General features: G+C 46.5%; 3 protein-coding genes. All 3 read right to left on the minus strand.

Annotation, left to right across the window (positions count from 1 at the left end; translation table 11 throughout):
* The coding region (locus VIP81_RS05085; protein ID WP_331957390.1) for a SusC/RagA family TonB-linked outer membrane protein at positions 1-3,363 on the minus strand (3,363 nt) is incomplete at its 3' end.
* Between the two features lie 124 nt (positions 3,364-3,487).
* Positions 3,488-4,399, minus strand: a complete 912-nt coding sequence (locus VIP81_RS05090; protein WP_331957391.1) for a FecR family protein — start codon at positions 4,397-4,399, stop codon at positions 3,488-3,490.
* Positions 4,400-4,487: 88 nt separating this feature from the next.
* On the minus strand, positions 4,488-4,964 hold a 477-nt coding region (locus VIP81_RS05095), incomplete at its 5' end, for an RNA polymerase sigma factor (RefSeq protein WP_331957392.1).

A 4,964-nucleotide genomic window follows, 5' to 3' on the forward strand; every position in this document is an offset into this window, starting at 1 on the left:
AATACCTTTCAGGGCAGTATAAATCAGCCAGGGATTTTGTGCATACAAGGCTATATTCAAACTGGTTACCCCCAGGCGCTTTGTCCACGGCTTCGCTGCGAAGGTATAGCCCAGGCGTAGCTCCCGGAGCTTTACATAACTGGCATCATAAATAAAAGGAGGCGCTACTTTGTTGAACAGGTAAGTCCAGTAATACGTACGTGCTTCCACGTAGCCGTTGAAAGGTGTACCATCTGCCAGTACCCCATCCGGTTTTATACCACCACCCTGCGCTACCGGCAGGCGCCAGTCGTTGCCTTTGTCGTTGGTACCTACGGTTGACGGATCCAGGCCCGTTCCCAGCAGGAACATTTTGGTGAGCGACAAAAACTTACCACCTACCTGGTAGTCGATTGAAAATGTAAAGTCAAAATTCCTATACATAAAAGTACTACCCAAACCACCGGTAAATTTTGGCAGAATAGATCCCAGCGGCTGATTTTCATTGGTGAGATACGCGCCGTTCGCATTTACAATCGGCTTGCCGTTGTAGGGACTCTCCACGTTTTTCCCATTCGCATCTTTGGCCTGGTAATACTGAAACGTAGGTCCTACCAGCAATCCCCATTCCGCACCTTTCCGGTGATCCAGCTCCAGCCGCAAACCGTTTTCCCGGGAAGCAGCCAGGTAATTATCCATGTTCGCCGCCAGGTCTATCACTTTGGATTTATTGGTAGCGGCATTCACATACAGATCCCAGGAAAAATCACGTTTACGTATAGGCGTAGCCGTTATAGAAATATCCATTCCCTTGCTTTGTATTTCACCAAGGTTGGTTAAGTAGCTATTGTAACCGTTGGTTTCACTGATCGCCAGGTTGGCTATCTGTTTGGTATTTTTATTATTGTAGATACTAACATCTACCCCTACACGATTATCGAACAGCTTTAAAGCCAATCCCGCTTCTATGCTGGTACTCAGCGAAGGTGATAACCGTGGATCTACCAGCTGATCAGGCGTGTTCAATGCCGGCGAGCTGCCATAGGGGCTTTGGAGATTATATCCCGTATTGATGGCATAAATACCGGCATCAGATCCCGCCTGTGCTATACCCAGTCTTACTTTACCAAAGTTCAGCCAGTTAGTCTTCGGCAACAGCTCTGTGAAAATAAAGCTACCCGATACAGAAGGATAGAAATAATAATTCTTCGCTACCGGCAGCGTAGACGACCAGTCGTTACGACCCGTGATATCTACATACAGTAAGCGTTTAAATCCCAGCGATACTTTAGCATACACGCTTCTTATTTCCTGCTCCTGGTAATCGTTGAATGCGTTAGGACGCTGATTGGAGGCGGTAATGGCATACAGATTAGGAACACTTAATCCACCTACGGTATTGGCTTCATTGCGGGTAAATTTATAATGACGGATATTCCCCCCTGCCACTCCATCTATAGAAAAATCGTGTAGTTGTTTGTTGTAGTTCAGCGTCATTTCATAGTTAAACTCCCGGGGCTGCGAAGCACCGGACTTATACATATCCTGCTTTACGGTACCGGAAGCAATGCGGTCATCATAATCATCTACCATGATATCGGCCCGCATCATTGATTGTAATTTCAGGTTGGGTAATATTTTATAGTTGAACCCGGCGTTGCCGAACACCCTGAAATTGGAATACCGCCGATAGCTTTCATAGTACACACTGTAGGGGTTATCCCGTTTGCGGGGCCTTAAGGTAGTAGCGGAATCGTTGCCATTAGGTCCTACAATATTCCAGGTGCGGTAAGTACCATCGGCTGTTTTATAGTCCCTTAGTCTCTTCATATCTACCGAACGTTGAAACTCCTGGTTAAACTGTGCCATGATGCTACGCTGATTGGAGTTACCGCCGTCAAATGGTTCTGCCATTTGTGTGGTACTAACTACATTGATGTCTGCAAAAACAGAAAACTTGTCGGTTACATCAAAGTTACCGGCGAAGTCAATAAAATTACGTTTGCGGTTGGCATTGGGGTAAATCAGGTCGCGGTACTGATTGGCATAAGATAAGCGGTAGGAAGCTTTTTCAGAGCCTCCGGAAAATGCCACGCTGTTATTGAGGTTGATACCAGTCCTGAAAAAATCACGCACATTGTTAGGATGCGAAACGAACGGTGTTTGCTTTCCAAAGTCTTCTCCCGGATACCAGCTAAACCATTCCCTTACCAGGGTACCATCCATTTTGGGTCCCCAGCTCTGGTCCATATAATACTGCACCATTTTCTGTCCATCAAATTTTTGCCAATGGGCCGGGTGTTTGTTGGGATCAAAATGAAAGGTATCAAAATTCATGTTGTCGCCGGCGCCATAAATATTCTGGTATTCCGGGATCACTGATAACTTTTCAAAGGCAGTACCGGAGTTGATTTCCACCCGCATCTTCTGATTACGCTTGCCGGTTTTGGAAGTCAGCAGTACGGCTCCGGCTGCGGCACGGATACCATACAACGCAGTCGCTGCGGCTCCTTTCAGCACAGAAATAGATTCAATATTATCCAGGTTAATATCAGTATGAGAAATGATGGTACCGTCCAGCACATAAATAGGCGATCCGCCGCCTAAGCTGTTGGCACCACGTATACGTAACCCGGCATCACGGAAAGTAGAGCTGGGCGCGCCTACCAGCTGGGCGCCGGCAATTTTTCCGGCGAGTGCTGTTTTCAGGTCGGTAAACTTTCCATTATCTACCTGCTCACCACCAATTTTCTGGATGGCATATCCTAAGGAACGTTCTTCCCGTTTAATGCCCAGCGCAGTCACCACTACTTCACCGAGCTTCTGAAAATCGCCTTCCATGTTTACATTCAGAGTACCAGCTTCCGTTACAGGAAGCTCTTGTTTTTTGAGACCGGTAATGCTGAACTGCAGGGTGGTGGGCATATTTTTCAACCGGATACTATAGCGACCGTTTTCATCGGTGATGGTGCCGTTGTTGGTGCCTTGTTCCAATACGGTTACACCGGGCAGGGGGCCTGTTTTGTCGCTCACAATACCGCTGGTCTTTTTAACCGGTTTGCCCGGAGCTGCTTCTGTGGCCGCTCCCGGCAAAATGACGATGACGCCGGATTGTTCATTGACCAGGGTCTTCGTGTTTTTCAGAAGGCTGGTTAGTATTTCCCGGAGACTTTTATTATCGTATACCTGGTGGTTTACAGGGAAGTTCTTTAGTTGATTGGCATTATAAGCGAAATTAAACCCCGTCATTTTTTCCATCTCCTTCAGCGCATCCAGGGCATTGCCTGCGGAGATCACTACATGTGGTATTTTCTTATCAAGCTGCGGGCTTGTTTGGCCTAAAGCGTTGCTGCTAAAGGCTAAGGGCAGCAGCCATAAAAACAATCGGCGTACTTTTACCTTAAATAATTGGCAAATAGGTATCCTTTCTCTAATTTTAGAAATGAGAATCATGAGCTTACATTTTATGTGAGAGTTTTCAGCAGCATTCGTTAGGGCGAATGCTGTTTCATTTTACATACACGCGAATTTTGTTTTGCTGGTCTTGTTTGCTAAACCGTACATGGCTGATCGTCTCCACAATCGTGAGTACAGATTGTAAAGGCATACTGGCATTAAAGGTGATCGTCCGGAGTGAATCATCGGATAGCATATGTTTGTCAAACTCCACCCCATAGATCATCTCCAGACGTTCCAATATATTAGACAATGGTTCTTCTCTCATAACAATACGGCCGCTGGTCCACTCATCACCTGCTAGTCCTTCTTCATGACGCGTAGTGAACTGATAGCTTTTGCTATCTATCATCACCTGGTCTGCCGGCAGGAGCTGACAGTAGGTTTGCTGCGCTTTGCCCACACTTACCTTTCCTGTTTTTACCGTAATCTTCACGGCAGGGCTATGGGCATATTTCATCACATTAAAAGAGGTACCGAGAACGGTGGTGGTAATGCTGTCCGTGAGTACCTGAAACGGGCGGGCGGTATTAGGTTGTATACTGAAAAAGGCTTCTCCTTTATGGAGGGTAACGATGCGGTCTTCTTTATTAAAGTGGTTGTTGAAACTCAATTGTGAATTGGCGTTGAGGGTCACCACAGAGCTATCGGGTAGCATCACCCGTTTCTGTTCCCGCAGGCCGGTGCTGATCCAGGTAAGTTGTAATTTTTCCGGCTGAGGATGTGGCCACAGGTAGCTGATCCCCCAGCAGAGTACAGCAATGGCCGCCGCGCTGCCGGCGATACGATACACCCAGGTAAGTGGACGTACCTTTGCTGCCGCTGGTGTTGCATTAGCCAGGATAGACTGCAACAGCCGCTGCTTAGCCTCCGTTCGTTCTTCTTCAGATGAAAAGGGAGTTGCTTTGTTCCGGCTGCTCAGCTGATCAAAGAAATCAGATATCTTCTTATCATGTCGCCTCATAGTAACCCGTATGTGTATACGAAGACAATTCAGCGATCATTTTCTGATCAGACCAATTCGCTAATTAACATTTCATTAACACAAATATTTACTTTCGCAGCAGCCGTCGCTTTACGTTATTCAGTTGATTGCGTACAGTATGCTCTGAGAGGGAGAGCAGGTCGGAGATTTCTTTAATATTAAGGCCATCCATGAGATACAGGCGGGCTATTTCCCGCATTTTTCCGGGCAGCACCTGCAGGTGGTGCAGTAGCCGCCGGGCGTATTCTTTTCTTTCAATTAAATTATCTTCTTCGCCGGCGCTATCCATGCTATTGAGCAGCAACTGATAGTGTGCGTTTTTCACTGCATTGGCTTTCAGAAAATTGTAGATTCGGTTTTTCAGACTTTTGAACAGGTAAGCTTTTACGTTGGTATCTATCTTAATAACTTCCCGTTTATCCCATAGGTGCAAAAAAAGTTCCTGTAGTATATCTTCCACGGGCGTTTTATCTCCCAGTATTTTCCATGCATAGCCATACAACTCCTCCCAATGGCGTAGATACAGCTCCGTGAAGCCTTCCAT

The sequence above is a fragment of the Chitinophaga sp. genome, assembly GCF_036566945.1.
In the GTDB taxonomy this organism is placed as follows: domain Bacteria; phylum Bacteroidota; class Bacteroidia; order Chitinophagales; family Chitinophagaceae; genus Chitinophaga.